Here is a 19,777-nt window from a genome sequence, read left to right as displayed (position 1 = left end):
TTAAATAAATGTGAACGGATCGGTGTTAATCGTAGATGCAATTACTTCGATGGACCAGTTGGATTGCATTGCCCATTCGGTAAATAATTGTGTCAATTTCGGCTTAACGATTTGTTCGATGTGATGTCCGGGATCTACCACTGGTAATCCGGCCGCTAACATATCATGGCCGGTATGATAGTAAACGTCACCGGTAACGTAAACATCTGCTCCCTGTTGTTGAGCTAAGCGGAAGAATTTACCACCATCGCCGCCTAAAACCGCTACTCGTTGAACTTTTTGATCCAGATTAGCTGCGATGACTCGTAAGCCAGCAACATTAAAGTCTTGCTTGCATTTATTAGCAAATTCGAGAACGGTCATAGACTCAGGTAGGTTACCAATTCGGCCCATATAGTATTGCAAGCGACTATCTTCTAGTTTAACCAATCTATAAATTGGATTATCACCAGGAAAAACATCCTTTAAGGCCATCATTACCGCAGTAAGGTTAGATTCCGGAACTTCAAATTCAATGCGAGTATCATTTTGACTACTACTAGTTTGAGGCAGTGCCGAATTACTAGCGGTGGTCAATCTAGTTGTACCATCCCATTGAAAAGTATAACCATCTTGATCAGGCAATTGGAGCTTGCCACCTGCATCCTCTAACGACATCCGAATAGCTTCAGAATACACTTTAGGGGTTTGGACGGTTAGCAAGTAAACCTGTTCCACTACTCCAGGAACCAAACCAGTAGTTTCTTCTAATCCTAAAGTCTCAGCTAACCAGTCATTTAAGCCCCCGTTAGCAGAGTCCAAATTAGTATGGGCAGCATAGACCGTAATGTGATTAGCGATAATTTTAGCGTACATTGCGTTTTGCGGATCACTCAAATCTAAATTTTTAGCTGGACGAAACATCACTGGATGGTGAGCAAAAATAAAGTCAACACCCTTTTCAATAGCCTCATCTACCACTTCTGGGCGAACATCTAGCGTCACCATTACCTTATGGACGTCGGCATCCAACGAGCCAATCTGCAAGCCGACTGGATCATTTTTTTCAGCTATTTTTTTCGGAGCAAACTTTTCAAAGCGATCAACTAACGTTTTAACTTTCATCGTCTAACACCTCATTAATCATTTTAATTTCTTGTTCCACCGCTAGTAATTTAGCATCGTCTAGGTGACTTGCCCTCTGCAAATTAACCTTAATTTTAGCTAGGGTATCTAAGCGTTGTTGCCACTTGTTTCGAAACGCTAAATTAACTTCTTGCATCAAAAACGGACCGAATTTAACCTCTAGGTCTGAATAGTGAACTGGTTGCTCCACTGCTTCACCCACAATAATTTCATAAGTGTGACCTAAATCATGCAAAATAGTTTCCGCTTTAATTCGGTAACCATTGTTCATTAACCAAGTTCTAACTAAATCTTCATTCACATTAGGTTGCAAAATTAACAGTGGCTTTTCCATTAACTTAGCTTTGCCACTAGTTAAAATTTTAGTAATCAGCGTTCCACCCATACCAGCAATAGTTATCGCATCAACATGATCATCTAGATTAACAGCTGCTAATCCATCAGCTAGACGCGGTAAAATTTGATTACTTAATCCTGCTTGCTGAATTTCATGAGCTGCATTAGCCAACGGCCCCTTAGCCACCTCTCCAGCAATGGCAAATGAAATCAAATGCTCTTGTACTAGGTGAATTGGTAAATAGGCGTGATCAGAACCGATGTCGGCCAACCGACTATTTTGAGGGACAAAGCTGGCAACTGCTTGCAGTCGCTCAGATAGATGAAAACTATTCATGGAAGAGAAACTCCTTATTTTATAATTACAATTATTATACTATGCTCAGCTATAAATTAATTAATCATTTTTATGAAACCAATAAAAAAAGCGAGATCTCTCTCGCTTCTCGCTATTCTAAAAAGTCTTTTAGTTGTTTACTCCGTGATGGATGACGCAACTTCCGTAATGCTTTAGCTTCAATTTGTCGAATTCGTTCCCGAGTAACCCCAAAGACTTTTCCAACTTCTTCAAGAGTTCTGGTTCTACCATCATCCAACCCAAATCTAAGGCGTAAAACATTTTCTTCACGATCAGTTAGTGTATCTAGGACACTTTCCAATTGTTCTTTTAACAATTCATAAGCTGCATGATCAGCTGGAGAAGTTGCATCTTGATCCTCAATAAAGTCTCCCAAGTGAGAATCGTCCTCTTCACCAATTGGAGTTTCTAATGATACGGGTTCTTGAGCAATCTTAAGAATTTCTCGTACCTTATCAGTTGGCATATCCATTTCAGCCCCAATTTCTTCCGGAAGGGGTTCACGACCCAAATCTTGAAGTAATTGTCGTTGAATTCTGATTAATTTATTGATCGTTTCAACCATGTGGACTGGAATTCGAATTGTCCGAGCTTGATCCGCAATAGCCCGGGTAATTGCTTGTCTGATCCACCAAGTAGCATAAGTTGAGAATTTAAATCCCTTACGGTAATCAAACTTTTCTACCGCTTTCATCAACCCCATGTTTCCTTCTTGAATTAAATCTAAGAATTGCATTCCCCGACCAACGTATCGTTTAGCAATAGAAACCACCAAACGTAAGTTGGCTTCAGCTAGTTCTTGCTTAGCAGACTCGTCACCGTCTTCAATTCGTTTTGCCAAGCTAATTTCTTCATCAGCTTTTAGCAATGGTACTCGACCAATTTCTTTAAGATACATTCTAACAGGATCGTTAATTTTAACCCCAGTAGGAGCAGAGACATCGGCTAACTCTTTTTTAGTAACCTTTTTGGCAGCTCCAATAGCCCGAGGATCTGGTTCACCATTTTCATCAACGACACTAATCCCAGCATCTTCTACCATTTCTAAAAGTTCTTCAGTTCCCTTATCATTTAAGGTATATGGAGTGATGATCTTATCTTCAAGCTCTGAATAGACAACGTGCCCAATTGGTTTATTTGTTTTAACCAATTCGTTAAAAACCTTTTGATACGTTTTTTCTACTTTTACTTGTCCTGACTTGCCACTTTTCTTTTCAGCCATTAAATTGCCTCCACTTTGTTTACTTAGCTCGCTTTTTTTGTTCTAATGCAATTAAATCAACCAATAGTTGTCGTTGACGCTGTTGATCACCGACTCTCCCAGCGTCCAGCAATTCTTGCTTTTTAGCAGCAATTTGATTAATTAGCGGAGCTTGATTCATGATTACATTCACATAATCATCAATTTCTCCAGCAGAAACCATTTCAGGTAAATCAATCAAATCAATACTAATTAACAATTGCTGTAATCCGGGTTCCTTGATCAGATTGCTAAATGTAGCGATTTGAAATTGGTCATATTGGGCAAAGTAGCCTTCAGCCAATAAATACAGCATTTGGTATTTTTCATCAATAAACGCAAAACCGGAAATATTATTCACTTGTAGCCAAACATCCCGATCATATAACATTCGTTTGAGTAACCGGCGTTCTGTTTTTTCAACTAACGAAAGAGCCGGTTCATTGCTAACACTATTGGTAGGAATTCTACGTTGCAGCGTCGGTTGTGCTACAGGATGCGGAGTTGACTTAGCCATCTGTTGTAATTGTGATCTCAGAATTTCCTTGCTAATTTTGGTCTCCGTTCCCAACCGATTTAAATACAGTTCTTGGTCAATTGGTGAATTAATCGTTGCGATTAATCCTAATGCTTGCTTAATATATTCAGCTTGACCCGATTCTGAATGCATATTTTCATCTTGCTTTAATAGGCGCAATTGGTATTCTACAACCGGTTGAGCTGAATTCAGTAGCTCTTGAAATGCTGGACCACCTGCAGACTTAATATATTCATCGGGATCCTTGCCGTCAGGAACTTGGACAATGCCTAATGTTAGGATAGGGACCTGCTTAAATATATCGATAGCTCGTTTAGTCGCCTTTTGTCCCGGATGATCACCATCGTAGCTGATAATAACTTGTTGAGCAATTCGTTTAATATCATAGACTTGATCATCCGTTAAGCTAGTTCCCATTGAAGCAATACCATTTTTAATTCCAGCAGAATAAGCCGTAATTACATCCATAAACCCTTCAAATAAAATTACCTGCCGATTTTCTCGAACTGCTAATTTAGCCTTATCTAGATTAAATAGTACTCGTCCTTTGTTAAAAATCTCTGTTTCCGGACTATTCAAATATTTAGGTAAATCAGGATTAGATGTTAGTAATCTGCCAGAAAACGCAATAGTCGCCCCACTTGCGTCTCTAATGGGATACATAATTCGATCGACAAATCTGTCAATTAGCTGTGCATCTTGAGTTTCCGAAAATAATCCAGTTTTTCTTAATACCTGGTAATCCACTTTTCGCTCATCAAAAACCGGTTTTAACAATCGTTGACTAGGCGCATACCCCAAATTAAATTCATTAATCATCTCATCAGACATTCCCCGTTGGTGTAAGTAATCCAACGCTGGCTGTCCCATTTGAGTATTCATTAAAATATGATGGTATAATTTGGCAGCCTCTTCATGAAGGGCACTTAATTCTCTAGCTTTAGAATTATTAGTATTGCCATTATCGCTTTTTTGATCCGTATATTGCGAATCAAGCGGAATATGTTCAAACTCAGCAACTTTAATTACTGCCTCTGGAAAACTTAAATTTTCCAAGTCCATTAAAAACGTAAAAACATTTCCACCACGACCGCAGCTGAAACAATGGAAAATTTGTTTGCTTTCTGAAACGGAAAAAGATGCGGTTTTTTCTTCATGAAACGGACACAAACCAAATAAGTTTTTACCTGCTTGATGCAATGAAACGTATTGACTGACAACATCGGTAATATTAGTTTGAGACCTAATTTGTTCAATGGTTGCTTCCGGAATTTTTACCAATTACTTCAATCCTCCTAAGCTAAAACCATTCTGACTTGCAAAAATCGCACCCCAAAATTCGCGGTGCGATTACATAGTACATTTAAGAGACACTGAAATATAGTAACACGTATATTTATATTTAGCAATAATTAGCTTTTAACCACTAATTGGTTTAAATCACCTAAATGATAGATCATTTGAGCTAATTCGTGAAGCTGTGATAAGCGATTATTTTTGATTGCTTCGTCCTTAGCCATAACCATCGTAGCATCAAAGTATTCACTGATAATAGGACTAATTGCAACTAACTTAGTATAAAGTTGATCAGCCGTTAATCCAGCTATCGTTTTAGTTAATTCAGAGACCGCTTCGTAAAGTTTAGTTTCAGATTCATTTTCAAATAGTGCTGGATCAACGGTCACTAAGGATTCCGCCTTATCGGCAATTCTTAGTACCCGCGTTAATGATTCTACTACGTTCTTGAAATCAGCATCGTCTTTATGGTTAGTAAGCACTTGAGCACTCTTAACGATAAATAAAATGTTATTTTCTAAACCGTTAATCACGGCATCCGTAATATCATAACGTACTTTCAAATCACCTAAATACTGGCGAACACGGTCTTTAATGAAATCAATGACCGCTTCATTTTGGCTTGCCAAATCAATTGCGGGAGCAACTCCGGCAGCTTGTTCTTCCTTTTCAACTCCAACCAAAACATCGTTTAAGTTCAATGACCAGTCTTGATCAGTAATAATCCGAACAATTCCGGACGCTTGACGACGAAGAGCATAAGGATCATTAGAGCCACTTGGAATCATTCCTGCAGCAAAGAAAGTCATAACGCTGTCTAATTTATCGGCTACCGCTAAAATAGCCCCAATTGTACTAGTTGGTAACTCACCGTTAGCTGAAATTGGCATATAATGTTCGCGGATTGCAGTGGCTACAGCTGAATTTTCACCTTGCAATAAGGCATACTTTTCACCCATAACTCCTTGTAATTCAGCGAATTCGCCTACCATTCCAGAAACTAAATCAAACTTGTAAATCTCTGAAGCTCTAGTTAAATCAGCTCTAGCAGCATCTGGTAATGAAATTGCATTAGCAATATGGTTAGCAATAACTCCCACTCGTTGCATTTTTTCATACATAGTAGAAATCTTATCGTGGAAGCTAACCTTTTTAAGGCGTTCTACGTAATCAGCTACATTAACTTTTTGATCTTCCTCAAAGAAGAACATTGCATCTTCTAAGCGAGCGGTTAACACTTTTTCGTTACCAGCGATCACATTATTAATCATATGGTCATTACCATTACGAACTGAGATAAAGTTTGGTAACAACTTACCCTCAGAATCTTGAACATAGAAGAATCGTTGGTGGTCACGCATAGAGGTAATTAAAACTTCGTCAGGAATTACTAGGTACTTAGGATCAAAGCCGCCAGCAAATGCGGTTGGCCATTCCACTAAGTTTGTAACTTCTTCTAATAGTTCAGGATCGATATGAACTTGCCAATTATTATTTTGAGCAATCGCCGCAATTTGATCTTTAATCATTTGCTTACGCTTACTTAAACTAGCAATCACAAATTGCTCGGTTAATTTTTCTTCGTATTCCAATGGTGTATTAATAACTGCTTCATGACCTAAGAAACGGTGACCTTCAGAAACTTTATCTGTCGTAATATCCAAAATCGAAAATGGAATGACTTCTTCATTATAAAGAGCTACCAACCATTTAATTGGTCGAATATAGTTGAGAGAATTAGCTCCCCACTTCATCAAAGTTGGGAAAGTCATGGCAGTAATTACATCTTTTAAGCCAGCTAAGACTTCTTGAACCGGTTGGCCTTGAATATGCTTTTGAACATAAACGTAATCAACACCCTTTAATTCCTTAAAGACAATGTCATCTACACTAGCTCCTTGACCCTTACTAAAGCCAATAGCGGCTTTAGTCCAGTTGCCATCAGCATCCAAAGCAATCTTTTTAGCTGGGCCTTTAACTTCTTCATCAATATCAGGTTGCTTATCAGCCAAATCTTTAACAATGACAGCCAGTCTTCTAGGAGTAGCAAACATTTCAATATTAGCAAACGTAATCCGCTGATCTTTAAGATAAGTTGCCACTCTTTTCTTTAATTGTTCCACGCTGGGAGTGACTACGTGAGCCGGCATATCCTCTAAACCGATTTCTAATAGAAAATTATTTGCCATTCTTAGTTTCCTCCTCATTTGCATCTGCAAGTAATGCTTGCCGTTTAGCCTCATCTTTAATTAATGGGAATCCTAACTTGCGTCGTTCTTCCACGAACTCACGGGCAACAATTCTAGCCATATTTCTGATTCTAGAAAGGTAACCTGCTCGTTCAGTAACTGACACCGCGCCGCGCGCGTCTAACAAGTTAAAGGTATGACTACATTTTAAAATATAGTCATAAGCTGGGTGTACCAAGTTTTGGTCTAGTAAACGTTTAGCTTCAGACTCGTAGTCTTCGAATAATTTAAGTAGCATGTCTTGGTCGCTAATTTCAAAACTGTACTTAGAATGTTCGTATTCAGGTTCCTTAAAAATATCACCGTATTTAACGTTATCAGCCCATTCCAAATCAAAAACAGAGTTAACGTCTTGAATATATGAACTCAATCGTTCTAACCCATAAGTGATTTCAGAAGCTACAGGGTTCATTTCTAATCCCCCAACAATCTGGAAGTAAGTAAATTGGGTAACTTCCATTCCGTCTAACCAAACTTCCCAACCAACACCGGCACAGCCCATGGAAGGGTTTTCCCAGTTATCTTCTACAAACCGGATATCATGTTCTAACGGATCAATCCCTAATTCCCGTAAACTGTTCAAGTAAAGTTCCTGAATATTATCAGGTGATGGCTTCATAATTACTTGAAATTGATGATGTTGGTATAACCGGTTAGGATTTTCACCATAACGACCATCGGCTGGTCGTCTAGATGGTTCAATATAAGCGGCATTCCATGGTTCTGGACCGACTGCTCTTAAGAATGTATAGGGGCTCATAGTTCCGGCCCCTTTTTCAGTATCATAGGCTTGCATCAACATACAACCTTGAGCGGCCCAGTATTGTTGTAACTTCAAAATAATTTGTTGTACCGAAAGCTTTTCAGTCATTATTATCCTCCTAAATATTGCCAATAAAAAAACCTATGCTAAATGAATGCTCATTTAACATAGGGACGATTATCTCGCGGTTCCACCCTAATTCTGACTAGTAATAGCCAGCACTTAGTTCACGTCAGCTCCAAAAGCGCCAAATTATAATCGCTTGTCTGGGCTTGCACCATTTCCCAGTCGCTAGAACAACCACTTATAATCTTCTTTTATCTTCGCTAAATATTCAACTTTTTTTAGCATAGTTGACAACCTTTAATTTGTCAACTGCTTCTCAACGCTTAAAATTTTAATTGGTCGATTTGGTCCAAGAAATGTTTACTCTTAGGTACAATACCCACACTATTTTCATAAATTTTGTCAATGGTGCGCCGAATAGCTTTTTTAGTCTGTTCATTAACGTCAATTGTGTTAATCTGACTCAACTGCACCACGGAAAATAACCTTAAATAATAAATGGTTCGTTGATCTAAATGCAATCTGTAAGGATCCAAAGACCAGTGATTTTGACACAATAAACCACCATATTCTTCTGAAAAATCAAACGACAAATCAGTTCGATGACAAACACTGCAGTCCCGCCAATTAGGAGCAACTCCAAATTCGGTCAGCAGTTGAATCTCCATAATATTAGTGATGATCTCAACATCTGCCCCAGAATCGATCATTTTAATTGCTAACTGAAGCCTGGCAAACCAACTAGGTTGAACTTGCCCTTCAGCAAAAGCTGCATCTAATAACGAAACCAAGTAAGTGACATAAGCATTTAAAACAATGTCAGCATTAACGTTAGAATATTGATGAACTTCCTTAATGTTGTTTACATAAGACAACCCATTGCCAGAAACACTACCACTAAACCAACCATCAGAAAACGGTAGTAATGCCGCTCGCATTTTGAAATTAGGTTTCTTGGCTCCCCGCATTAAAAACATTTTAATGCCAAACTCTTTGGTGAAATACTTAACTAATAAATCTCGTTCTTTATAGGGCCTCGAATACATCATAATAGCGTGAAAATCAGTAGTCTGATGCTTATAGTTCACTTGATCATTCCTTTATTAAAGCCTAGTAATCATTTTTACGGTAACCATATGATTGCAATAGTGAAGCCTTATCCCGCCATCTAGGCACTACTTTAACCCAGAGTTCCAAATAAACTTTGCTTCCAAGCAAGTTTTCAATATCTTTCCGCGCTAAAGTACCAATTTTCTTCAACATTGAACCCTGCTTACCAATCACAATTCCCTTTTGACCATCTCGTTCAACAATGATGGTCGCTTGGATGTGAACTTTCTCCCCTTCGTTTGCAATTTTTTCAATATAAACGGCCACTGAATGAGGAATTTCTTGTCTAGTAAGTTGAAGTACCTTTTCTCGAATTAATTCTGAAACAATAAAACGTTCAGGATGATCAGTTACCTGGTCTTCTGGGTAGTACTGGGGACCTTCTGGTAACGTTTCGGTTAACTTAGTTAGTAATTCAGTAACGTTGTTGCCTTGAAGTGCTGAAATTGGAAAAATGTCAGTAAATGGCAAAGCTTCTTTATACTGTTCGATAATTGGAAATAAATCATCTGGGCTGATCTCATCAATTTTATTAATTACCAAAAAAATTGGTTTCTTAACCGTTTTAAGTTGATCAATAATAAAATTATCCCCCGCGCCCCGACGTTCGGTTGCGTTCACCATGAATAATACTGCATCTACTTCATTTAAAGCAGACAGGGCAGAATTCATCATAAAGTCGCCCAACTTATTTTGAGGTTTATGGATACCTGGAGTATCAATAAACACGATTTGGGAGTCATCGGTGGTGTAGACTCCTTGAATTTTGTTTCGAGTAGTTTGAGCTTTATCACTCATAATGGCAACTTTTTGACCGACCACACGATTCAAAAAGGTTGATTTACCTACGTTGGGCCGACCAACAATAGCTACAAAGCCAGAATGAAAATTAGGATTGTCCATCAATAACACTTCTTTCTTTTATTTTGAATTAAAACCAGAGCATGATTTTAGGAATAAAGATTAAACAACCAACAATAATTGCAAAAAAAGCAGATAACAACACCGCTCCTGCCGCAATATCCTTAGCCCGTTTAGCTAATAGATTAAATCGATGATCTACGATTAAATCAACTACGTTTTCAATAATTGAATTCAATGCTTCAGAACCTAAAACGGTAGAAAAAGCCACACAAAGCCAAAGCCACTCATTAATATTTAGTTGCACTACTAGTCCCAGAATAACGGTAATTGCGCTAATAATTATATCAAACCGAAAATTCCGTTCCTCTGCAATCAATAACTTAACACCATCTAAAGCGTGTTTAAGCGACTGAAAAAAATTGTGATTCTTTTCTGTTTGTTTATTATCTTGTAAGCCCATATTCATCTAAAATCTTTCTTTGAAGTGGAAACATAACCGCTTCATCTTCGGGTTGCATATGGTCATATCCATTTAAATGCAAGAATCCATGAACTACTAAAAAGCCTAATTCTCGTTCAAAAGAATGGCCTAAAAATTCAGCTTGCTCACCAACTTTATCGATGGAAACGAAAATATCGCCAATATTTTGTGGAATTTCAGCGGCTAATTCATCGTCCATAATAACCGGAAAATCATCATCCGCTTCATCTTCAATAGCAAAGCTAATAACGTCAGTAGCCCGATTAACTCCACGGTAGTCATTATTAATTTTTTGGATTTCATCGTTATTCACAAACGTAACCGACATTTCGGTATTATCTGCTAAATCGATGTACTTTCCTGCATAGTTTAAAACTTTTTTTACCAGTTCCACTTGTTCGGCTGGTACTCCGTCCTTAGTATTATCGTAGATTTCTAAATCCATGAAATTTCCTTTCTACTTTCCAAAATTCTCATAGGCATTGATTACTCGAGCAACCACTGGATGTCTAACCACATCTTGAGCGGTAAACTCAACGAACTCAATTTGATCTAAATTTTGGAGGATATGTTGAGCTTCAACTAGCCCACTTTTAGCTTTGTTAGGTAAATCTATTTGGGAAATATCACCATTGACGATCATTTTAGAGCCAAACCCCAAACGAGTTAAAAACATCTTCATCTGCGCGTTGGTAGTGTTTTGAGCTTCATCTAAAATGACAAAAGCATTGTCGAGCGTCCTTCCTCGCATGTAAGCCAACGGAGCGATTTCAATCACGTTACGTTCAATCAAACGTTCGGTGTGTTCCACCCCAAAAATGGCATTTAAGGCATCGTAGATTGGTCGTAAATATGGATCAACCTTGTCTTTTAAATCACCGGGTAAGAAGCCAAGACTTTCTCCAGCTTCCACAGCAGGACGAGTTAAAACAATCTTTTCAACAAGCCCTTTTTTTAAAGCTGAGATGGCCATTACTACCGCTAAGAACGTTTTACCAGTACCGGCCGGTCCAATTCCAAAGGTAATATCGTTATGCTTAATCGCATTAACGTATTGGCGTTGACCAAAAGTTTTCACCCGAACAGCACGACCTTTGACGTCTTTAATTAATACCTGACTATAAAGGTCTAAAAAATAATCTAAAGTGCCATTTTTGGCCATATTAACAGCACTCACCACATCACTACTATTAATGGTAATGTCCTTATTAATTAAGGTAGCAAGGTTTTCAAGGATGGCAGTTGCTTCAGCTACCATTTCTTCTTGACCACTAATTTTTAGCACAGAACCAAACGGATTGATTACAACTGACAATGATTCTTCAATAATTGTTAGATATTCGTTTTGAGTACCTACCAATTCAGCTAATTTAGCAGGATCTATTACCGTTACTTCTGCGGTCACTTCTTTAGTATCAGTCAAATACATAAGCTCCTTTACTTATATTCTTAACCTAATAATTCTTTAACCGTTTGTTTAACCACGTTACCATCAGCTTGACCTTTAAGCTTAGGCATAACTGCTCCCATCACTTTACCAAAATCTGATGGTGCACTAGCGTTTAAGTCCTTAGCAGTTTGTTCAACCACTTTCTTAACCTCTTCAGCACTCATTTGCTTAGGTGCGTATTTTTCAGTAATCGCGATTTTAGCTTTTTGGTCTTCAGCTAAATCTTCACGACCACCCTTTTCAAACTCAGCCAATGATTCTTTTTGTTGCTTAAGTTCTCTTAAAACTACTTCAGAGGCTTCTTGGTCGCTTAAATCATGACCCAATTCAATTTTTTTGTTGGTTAACTGGGATTTTAAGCCGCGAATAACATCCAAACTAGTTTTATCACGAGCCTTCATCGCTGTTTTTAAATCTGAATTCAATTGATCTTGCATACTCATTTCCCAGGTCTCCTTTATTTTTTCTAACCTTAATTTTACCATTAAAAAAGACCAGAACCTAATAAAATTAGATTCCGATCTTAAAATGTTCTTAGAAGCGCTTCTTTTTCTTATTGTTGCGTTTACGTGCTGCTTCTGATTTTAACTTTCTCTTAACACTTGGTTTTTCATAAAACTCACGTTTACGATATTCTTGCAGTGTACCGCTTTTTGAAACTGTTCGTTTGAAGCGTCGAAGAGCATCATCAAGAGACTCGTTTTTGCGAACGACTGTCTTTGCCATTATGAAATTCCCTCCCTCCGCGCTTGAAATGTAACTGTTAAAAAGCAAAAATACAATACTTAACAACGGTCCAGCATAAATTATACATAATTAATCCTCCGCCGTCAATAATTTGTGAGAAAAACAATTTACGTGTAAACTAAAGAAAAATCATTTTCGAAAGGAAGGCCCAATATGGCTACCAACCCAACATTTTTTATTATTTCTGACTCTAGTGGCGCCACGAGTCAAACAGTCGCTCAAACCGCCGCGTCCCAATTCCCTAACCTAAATCCCCAATTAAAAAGATTCCCGTTTGTCCAAACTAAGTCAATCCTACGTGGTATTTTAAATTTAGCTAAAGAAAACAATGCTATTTTATTTCACACCCTAGTTAATCGAGAACTATGCCAGATGGTGATGGATTTTGCCGCAGATAACAATCTCTTTGCCTTTGATTGCATTCAAAGTCCCATGGAAATGATTAGTGCCGCTACTGGCGAACAACCTGCCAGCGTTCCTGGTTTAATCCATGATTTAAACGAAAACTACTTTGAAAGAATTGCCGCCATGGAATTTGCGGTTGCTAATGACGATGGTAAGCATCCTAAAGGCATGCTAGAAGCAGATTTAGTTATTTTAGGAGTTTCTAGAACTTCTAAGACTCCATTATCGTTGTATCTAGCTAACCAAAATCTACGAGTAGCGAACTTGCCAATTGGACCAGGGCTACAATTACCTGATGAATTAAAAGAAGTTGATCCTAACCATATTTTTGGACTAACTAACACTCCCGAAAAATTAAGCCAGATTAGAAAAGAACGAATGATTTCTTATGGTTTGGCCGCCGATACCCCATACTCAGATGCTGAAAATATCAAGCAAGAGTTGGAATATGCTAAACAACTTTATCGAGAAATCGGTTGTCTTACCATTAATGTTGCTAATAAATCCATTGAAGAAACAGCCTCCATTATTTTAGAGAGCCTTAATATTGATTTTACCCAAATGAACTAAAATGGCTTAGCTGCCATCATATCAGCTAAAATATCAGGATTCATTTGCCCCCGTTTTAACATTGCCACCTCGTATCCGTGCGGATCGTAGGTGACTTTTTTATTTTCCGGATCTTTTAACGCTGGAGTTTCTAATAATTTAGGTAACTGCGCAAATTCAGAGCTGTGGGCAATCTGATTCAATGCCTCAAATCCGATCGTTCCTAAACCAATAATTTCATGTCGATCCTTATGACTGCCTAGCGGATTTTTAGAATCGTTAAGGTGGATCACCTTAATTCGTTCTAACCCAATTACCTCGTCGAACTCTTGCAAAACACCCTTAAAATCATTTTTTACGTCGTATCCGGCATCATTAACGTGACAAGTATCAAAAGTTACCGATAATAAATTAGAACGATCAACTAAATTAATAATCGCCGCTAACTCTTCAAAGGTTTTTCCCACTTCGGTTCCTTTACCGGCCATAGTCTCCAATGAAATTTGAATTTTTTGGTCATCAATTAATACTTGATTTAACCCCTTAGCAATTTGTTCAATTGCTGCCTGACTTCCAGCTCCTACATGAGAGCCAGGATGTAACACAATTTGGGTAGCACCGATCTCCTGGGCTCGCTGAATTTCACTCTTTAAAAATTGAATTCCAAAATGGAAGTTTTCCGGCTTATTAACGTTCCCTAGATTAATAATGTACGGTGCATGCACCACTACTTCAACCTGGTCATGATCTTGCATAAACTCTTGACCAGCTTTAGCATTAAGCTCTTCAATTGGTTTTCTAACCGTATTTTGCGGTGCCCCCGTATAAACCATAAAAACATTTTCGCCAAGTTCTGCGGCTTGCTGCGCGGAACCTAAAAACATAGGTTTACCTTTCATACTAACGTGAGAGCCAATTAAAAACGGAGTTGTCATTTCGTCATCTTCCTTTCAGTTATTAGTTTTTTAATTAATTTAGCAACCTCATTTGAGGCATATCCATTTTCCCATTGACAAAACTGTTGGTTAAATTGTTGCAATTGTGATTTAAATGCTGGAAATGTTCCGGCTTCTTTAAAGATAGCTAATTGCTGATAAAAATCAGCTGGATTAGTCACCACCGGTCCTGGAAGGTGTTGCTCGTCATATGGAAAATAAAAGCCCCTAAGTTCTTTTTGGTAGTGTTTTAAATCATAAGGGTAAAATAACATTGGTCGCTTTAAATTAGCGTAATCAAACATTACCGAGGAATAATCCGTAATCAGTAAATCACTAATCAAATATAACTGGTTAATGTCTTCTGCAGTCCTAACGAAAACACGATCTTCAAATCCCGTCACATCTACCTGATCAGCAACTAAATAATGAGGCCGAATAATTAGAGCAACATCATCACCAACCATATCAAAAAACTTCTTTAGATCAAATGGCAACGTGAAATGGTATTGGCCTGGTTGAATATAGTCATCATCCCTCCAGGTGGGAGCATATAAAATCACTTGCCGAAAATTATGTCCCAAGAGAGTTTGCTTTAAGTGCTTAATTTTAAAAGCATTATTGTCTGTGTATAAAACATCGTTTCTAGGATAACCAATATCCAAAAAGTGATTGGTGAATTGAAATGCCCTAGTAAAAATATCCTTAGAATACTGATTAGGAGCAATTAAGTATTGCCAACGCTGAGCTTCTTGAATAAATTCCTGGTGATACTGTTCGGTTGTTTTACCTGGAATTTCCACGTTTTCAATATCTGCTCCGAGACGTTTTAGCGGAGTACCATGCCAGGTTTGAATATAAGTGGTATTTTTATTCTTATGCCACCAGGCAGGCATTCTAGAATTCATAACCCAAAACTGAGCTCTAGCAATTATTGGCACCCACGCTGGTGTGAATCGTTTAACCAACTTAATTTCCGGGTGTTCTTTATGTAGCCGCTTATATTCTTTAGGTTTAACGCTAAAATACAGTTTTTCTTTTAACTCCGGATTATTAGCCACTAATTGCCGATATATAGCATAAGGATTATCATTGACATCCTTGCCGTTAAAACTTTCGAATACCACCGTACCCTTTTTAGTCGCCATACAAAGAAACCCATCGTTCATCACGATGAGTCCTAAGCGAGCGATTAATTTTAAAAAATGAATTAATTGCTTTTTCAATTTTAATCTCCCGTTAAATTAAGTCTACAAACTTGGTACGGAACTTGTAATGTAAGTGAGATCCGACTAGTAAGAAGAAGAGAACCATCCCCCAAAAGACTAAGTTAAGCGTAGTTTGTTGCCAGAACCAAGTATGGCCAACCATTGATTGTCGGAACCCGGAAATAATATAGAAAAATGGATTTAATTCTAAAATTCTAACAAATGGGGCTGGAAATGCATCCGTTTGGAAGTTAAATAAGACCCCAGACATATAGAATAACATCCGCATTAATGATTGTAATAGGATATGGTAATCTCTGATCAACACGGAAATCGTGGAATTAAAGATCCCAAAAGCGATTAACCAAGCAATCATGGCTACAAAGTAATAAATCCATTGAATCCAATAAACGGTGGGATGGACTCCGTATAATAACCCTACAACAATAGAAAAAGTCATCATCGTCCAAAAAGAACTCAAATTACCGATAATTTTAATACTGGGTAAGACACTAACTGGAAATTTCATTTTAGAAACCATTCCTACCCGTTGATAGATACTCTTAGAAGCATCTAAGGTAGCTCTATTCATGTAAAACCAAGGAGTATACCCAATTACCATCCAAGCCAAATAACTTACGCCATCCGTGGCATTTCCGTGTTTTAAGCCTACCCCAAATACTAACCAGTAAATGGCAATTTGGATTAAGGGGTATAAATATTCCCAAACCAATCCTAAATAATGGCTCTGATATTCAGCTTTATCTTCGTACCTAGCAATTCTTCCAATAATTCCGATATTGTCAAATTGCTCTTTTATTAATGTATAGACCTCTTTCAAAGCTAGGCACTCCTTAACGTTTTAAATTTAAATAATCAGCATAATAATCAATTACTCGATTCGTGGCATTACCATCGTTATAAGTATTCCATTTTTGGTTAAAAGCCGTAAAGTCTGTAGCTTGATTAGCTTTAATAGCTTTAGCCAACTCTTCTACCGTCATTACCGGTGGAGTTGGTAACCAAGTCAAAAAGTCATCTTGAATACCTGGATCTTTTTGGTAACTATCCAAATCAAACATATAAAAAATTGCGGTTTTAGCATTGGGTAGTAACGAAAAATCAAAAGCTACCGAAGAATAATCGGTTACCAAAGTATCCGTAACGGTTAGTAATTCACTAGTTGATAGTTGATCATAAGACCTAATCTTGCTATTGTCATCAGTCTGCCGTTGCCCTAACGATTGCAATAAGGGATGTAATTTAACAACAACTACTGCATTAGGATCAGCACTTAAAGCTTCTGCTACTCCAGAAGGCATTTTGATTTTTTTATCATCTCGATAGGTTGGAGCATATAAAATAACCCGTTTACCTTTTAAATCAGGTGCTACTTGATAAACATGCCGTTGAGCTCGCTTGCGCCATTCGGAATTCAAGTACCGATCCGAACGCGGATAACCTAATAATCTAATCTTCGCTTGGGGTTCTCGGTAGCTTTCTTCAAACACTGTCCCCATTGCTTGTGAACCTACCACGTACTCATCAAACTGATTATAAACTAGCTGAAATCTTCGCTTAGCAACAACTGTCCTATTTTGAGTAGTTGGATCTTCCCAACCAAATTTCTTAATGGCTCCAGCGGCATGCCAGAGTTGCACAATCTTAGTCCGGTTAGAATGAATAAAACCTCCCAAGAAAGCGTAGTAATTATCACAAAAAATTAACTTAGCGCTAGCTAACAGTGGCACTAGTTGAGTAACAAAATACAGATCATCACGAAACTCAATCGTTTGAATACCAAACGCAGCTAAGTCCGTTGCTGCTGCTTCAGTTTCCTTTCGGTATAACACCACAATTGGGGTGCTTTGCGGTAAACGCTGAGCCAGACGCTTAATAAACCCAACGTTATTATCAAAACTCATTAAGTAGATGATCTTTTTCTTTGGTCGCCAACCATTAAAGAATGAAACTAGTCGAATCAACCACAGATAAATGACTTTCACTTTTTTTCACCATTTTCAATTTATTCATTTTTTCACACGACGGTATTATATCACACCACGTATCGCTGCAACATTCAAATTAGAATTATGATAAATTCTTAAATTACGGCTTAGGCTCGTAAAATCTTCCTAAGATTTTAACGGTATCAGAAACACTAGCAAAAGCATTAGGATCAGACTCTTCCAATGCCTCTTCTAACTCACTCATCTCAAAAGCAGAAATAACCGTAAATAAGATGGTCTTTGATTCGTGACGATAAGCTCCCTCTACATCATTAACGATGGTGATTCCTCGACGCATATGGTTTTGAACACTATCAATCACCGTGTTAGGCCGGTCGGTAATAATCATAACTTGCATTTGATGTTGTCTGGTATAAGTCATATCAATCACACGAGCATTAACAAGTAAGCCCAGTACTGAGTAGAAGGCATATGGCCAACCATATAAAAAACCAGCAGCAATTACAATAATTGAGTTAAAAGCAATATTAATTGTTCCAATGCTTTTACCAGTTTTCTTACGAATGACTATTCCTAAAATATCTAGCCCACCAGTTGAAATGCCATTTCTAAGTGCCAAACCAGTTCCAAAACCATTGACTGCCCCACCAAAAATCGCACAAATAATCGGATCGTGAGTCAACGGAACTGGGTTAAGCATTTGAATCATCATACTGGACAGTAATACAGTGATAAAAGTAAATGCTGTGAACTCTTTACCAATAGACCGCCAAGCCAGTAAGAATAATGGAACGTTTAAAATAAACAATCCAATCCCGGTTGGAATTGTAACTGGCAGTGAACGGCTAGAAATAGTATTTAATAACTGAGCAAAACCAGTCATCCCCGATGAATAAATATGACCCGGGGTCCAAAAGAAATTAACCGCAATTGAAACTAAGATCCCATAAATTAATGAAGTTGATGCTTTGGTAATATAAGTATGCCGTTTAAAAAGATTTCCAAAATCGTCCATTGTTTGCTTCCTAACTTTGTCTGTATTTTCTCTTTTAAGTATACCAAATTGCTTAACTGGTCACCAAAATAAAAAAGGCCGTTTACCGGCCTTTTTTAAAGATCAAAATAAGTAGAAACTGCTTTAGCAAAATCATTTATAATTTCAGCTTGTGGAATTGCTACTTCTTCACCAGTAGTCATGGACTTAACATTAGCAGTTTGGTTAGCTAACTCGTTATCTCCAATGGTAATTGTGAATTTAGCATTATCTTTATTTGCTGATTTAAATTGCGCTTTGGGTTTGCGATTTAAATAATCTCGCTCAGCAGCAATATCATTATGTCTTAATGCTTGAACAATTTTTAGAGTAGTCGCAGAAGTTTCTTCGCCAATTCCTACTACGTATGCAGTTAATTCGTCTAAGTCAGGAATAGTTACATTTTGAGCTTCCATCAACAATAGTAACCGTTCGATTCCTAGTCCAAATCCAACTCCAGAGACTTCTGGTCCCCCTAGCTCTTCTACTAAACCATTGTAACGACCACCAGCACAAATGGTAGTTAGATCGTCTGACCCATCTAAGCTAGTCATCACTTCAAAAATAGTATGGTTGTAGTAATCTAACCCTCGAACCATAGTTGAATCAACTTCGTAAGAAATATTTAAATCAGCAAGTAACTGCTTAACCTCTTCAAAGTGAGTTACGGCATCTGGTGTTAAATAATCTAAAATAGAAGGAGCATCCGCAACAAAAACTTGATCCTTAGGGTCTTTACTGTCCAATACCCGTAATGGATTCTTGTGAAGGCGAACCTTAGAATCATCACTTAACTCGTCAAAATGAGGTTCTAGATAGTCAATCAAGGCTTTTCGATAGGCATCTCGACTCTCTTGATCTCCCAGAGTATTAATTACTAAATGCAGATTTTGGAGACCAAATCGAGTTAATAGATCCATAGCCATAGCAATTACTTCTACGTCCAAAGCAGACGAATCGCTCCCAAAAGCTTCTACCCCAATTTGGTGAAACTCGCGTAACCGGCCAGATTGTGGGCGTTCATAGCGAAACATAGATCCCATGTAGAATACTT

Annotated in this window: 20 protein-coding genes; 1 reads left to right on the top strand and 19 read right to left on the bottom strand. The window is 37.8% G+C overall.

What is annotated here, in order from left to right; genetic code table 11:
• From FC56_RS05300 to rpsU, 13 genes are all read right to left on the bottom strand, one after another.
• Complete coding sequence (locus FC56_RS05300) at window positions 1-1,104, bottom strand: Nif3-like dinuclear metal center hexameric protein (protein WP_056978300.1); 1,104 nt, start codon at window positions 1,102-1,104, stop codon at window positions 1-3.
• Window positions 1,094-1,798 (bottom strand): tRNA (adenine(22)-N(1))-methyltransferase, encoded by a 705-nt coding sequence (locus FC56_RS05295; RefSeq protein ID WP_056978299.1) that lies wholly within the window; start codon window positions 1,796-1,798, stop codon window positions 1,094-1,096. Before FC56_RS05295 ends, FC56_RS05300 begins: the two co-directional genes overlap by 11 nt.
• Window positions 1,799-1,910: 112 nt before the next feature.
• Window positions 1,911-3,041, bottom strand: a complete 1,131-nt coding sequence (gene rpoD / locus FC56_RS05290; protein ID WP_056978298.1) for an RNA polymerase sigma factor RpoD — start codon at window positions 3,039-3,041, stop codon at window positions 1,911-1,913.
• A gap of 19 nt (window positions 3,042-3,060) precedes the next feature.
• A complete protein-coding gene (gene dnaG, locus FC56_RS05285) occupies window positions 3,061-4,878 on the bottom strand; it encodes a DNA primase (RefSeq protein WP_056978297.1) in 1,818 nt (605 codons plus the stop codon).
• Between the two features lie 131 nt (window positions 4,879-5,009).
• Entirely contained in the window at window positions 5,010-7,082 is a 2,073-nt protein-coding gene (gene glyS, locus FC56_RS05280; protein WP_056978296.1) for a glycine--tRNA ligase subunit beta, read from the bottom strand.
• A complete protein-coding gene (gene glyQ / locus FC56_RS05275) occupies window positions 7,072-8,013 on the bottom strand; it encodes a glycine--tRNA ligase subunit alpha (RefSeq protein ID WP_056978295.1) in 942 nt (313 codons plus the stop codon). The genes glyS and glyQ overlap by 11 nt, the downstream gene beginning before the upstream one ends.
• A 281-nt stretch (window positions 8,014-8,294) precedes the next feature.
• Window positions 8,295-9,059 carry a DNA repair protein RecO gene (recO, locus tag FC56_RS05270; RefSeq protein WP_225425413.1) on the bottom strand — a complete coding sequence of 255 codons (765 nt, stop codon included), beginning with the start codon at window positions 9,057-9,059 and terminating at the stop codon, window positions 8,295-8,297.
• Window positions 9,060-9,081: 22 nt separating this feature from the next.
• Complete coding sequence (gene era / locus FC56_RS05265) at window positions 9,082-9,984, bottom strand: GTPase Era (RefSeq protein WP_056978294.1); 903 nt, start codon at window positions 9,982-9,984, stop codon at window positions 9,082-9,084.
• A 28-nt stretch (window positions 9,985-10,012) separates the two neighbouring features.
• Window positions 10,013-10,405, bottom strand: coding sequence for a diacylglycerol kinase family protein (locus FC56_RS05260; RefSeq protein WP_082620599.1), 393 nt, complete (start codon window positions 10,403-10,405; stop codon window positions 10,013-10,015).
• Complete coding sequence (gene ybeY, locus FC56_RS05255) at window positions 10,389-10,871, bottom strand: rRNA maturation RNase YbeY (RefSeq protein ID WP_056978293.1); 483 nt, start codon at window positions 10,869-10,871, stop codon at window positions 10,389-10,391. Before ybeY ends, FC56_RS05260 begins: the two co-directional genes overlap by 17 nt.
• Before the next feature lie 12 nt (window positions 10,872-10,883).
• A complete protein-coding gene (locus FC56_RS05250) occupies window positions 10,884-11,849 on the bottom strand; it encodes a PhoH family protein (RefSeq protein WP_056978292.1) in 966 nt (321 codons plus the stop codon).
• A gap of 26 nt (window positions 11,850-11,875) precedes the next feature.
• Window positions 11,876-12,319: a GatB/YqeY domain-containing protein gene (locus FC56_RS05245; protein ID WP_054669567.1), complete on the bottom strand. Its 444-nt coding sequence runs from the start codon at window positions 12,317-12,319 to the stop codon at window positions 11,876-11,878.
• 91 nt (window positions 12,320-12,410) lie between these two features.
• The gene (gene rpsU, locus FC56_RS05240) at window positions 12,411-12,602 is read right to left on the bottom strand and encodes a 30S ribosomal protein S21 (RefSeq protein ID WP_054669564.1); all 192 of its coding nucleotides are present in this window, start codon (window positions 12,600-12,602) and stop codon (window positions 12,411-12,413) included.
• Between the two features lie 174 nt (window positions 12,603-12,776).
• On the opposite strand from rpsU, the gene FC56_RS05235 reads away from it, so the two are divergent.
• The gene (locus FC56_RS05235; RefSeq protein ID WP_056978291.1) at window positions 12,777-13,598 is read left to right on the top strand and encodes a pyruvate, water dikinase regulatory protein; all 822 of its coding nucleotides are present in this window, start codon (window positions 12,777-12,779) and stop codon (window positions 13,596-13,598) included.
• On the opposite strand, the gene FC56_RS05230 is transcribed toward FC56_RS05235, so the two are convergent.
• The 6 genes from FC56_RS05230 to hisS all read right to left on the bottom strand — a co-directional run.
• Complete coding sequence (locus FC56_RS05230; protein ID WP_082620582.1) at window positions 13,595-14,512, bottom strand: deoxyribonuclease IV; 918 nt, start codon at window positions 14,510-14,512, stop codon at window positions 13,595-13,597. The genes FC56_RS05235 and FC56_RS05230 overlap by 4 nt on opposite strands.
• Window positions 14,509-15,738, bottom strand: coding sequence for a CDP-glycerol glycerophosphotransferase family protein (locus tag FC56_RS05225; protein ID WP_056978290.1), 1,230 nt, complete (start codon window positions 15,736-15,738; stop codon window positions 14,509-14,511). Before FC56_RS05225 ends, FC56_RS05230 begins: the two co-directional genes overlap by 4 nt.
• A gap of 13 nt (window positions 15,739-15,751) precedes the next feature.
• A complete protein-coding gene (locus FC56_RS05220; protein ID WP_056978289.1) occupies window positions 15,752-16,561 on the bottom strand; it encodes an ABC transporter permease in 810 nt (269 codons plus the stop codon).
• A 13-nt stretch (window positions 16,562-16,574) separates the two neighbouring features.
• Window positions 16,575-17,726, bottom strand: coding sequence for a CDP-glycerol glycerophosphotransferase family protein (locus FC56_RS05215; RefSeq protein ID WP_056978288.1), 1,152 nt, complete (start codon window positions 17,724-17,726; stop codon window positions 16,575-16,577).
• Between the two features lie 103 nt (window positions 17,727-17,829).
• Window positions 17,830-18,705, bottom strand: a complete 876-nt coding sequence (locus tag FC56_RS05210; protein WP_056978287.1) for a YitT family protein — start codon at window positions 18,703-18,705, stop codon at window positions 17,830-17,832.
• Window positions 18,706-18,800: 95 nt separating this feature from the next.
• On the bottom strand, window positions 18,801-19,777 hold a 977-nt coding region (gene hisS, locus FC56_RS05205), incomplete at its 5' end, for a histidine--tRNA ligase (RefSeq protein ID WP_225425412.1).

The sequence above is a fragment of the Lentilactobacillus senioris DSM 24302 = JCM 17472 genome (assembly GCF_001436555.1).
Classification (GTDB): Bacteria; Bacillota; Bacilli; order Lactobacillales; family Lactobacillaceae; genus Lentilactobacillus; species Lentilactobacillus senioris.
The sequence above is the reverse complement of the archived record's forward strand: the minus strand, read 5'-3'. Positions and strand labels throughout refer to the sequence as shown.